This window comes from Vibrio marinisediminis (assembly GCF_014050145.1).
In the GTDB taxonomy this organism is placed as follows: Bacteria; Pseudomonadota; Gammaproteobacteria; order Enterobacterales; family Vibrionaceae; genus Vibrio; species Vibrio marinisediminis.
In genome coordinates this window covers 1-225 of record NZ_JACFYF010000437.1, presented here as the reverse complement: position 1 = coordinate 225, position 225 = coordinate 1, and the positions used below count along the sequence as shown (strand labels likewise).

Here is a 225-nt window from a genome sequence, read left to right as displayed (position 1 = left end):
TCCATATCAAAATGAAGTTTTAGAAAAACTAGAAGTAGAAAGAACCGTTCACAACAGATTTAGAAACCTAGTAGTTGCCGCCACTGGAACAGGAAAAACAGTAATTTCAGCATTTGACTATAAACGATTTAGACAAAATAACAAATCATCAAAATTGCTTTTTCTAGCACATAGAAAAGAAATTATACAAAAATCACTTTCAACCTTTCAAGGCGTTTTAAGAAA

General features: G+C 30.7%; 1 protein-coding gene. It reads left to right on the top strand.

The genetic code is table 11. From position 1 onward, the window contains the following. Window positions 1-225, top strand: a 225-nt coding sequence (locus tag H2O73_RS24540) for a DEAD/DEAH box helicase family protein (protein WP_182110868.1), incomplete at both ends; no start/stop codon positions are given.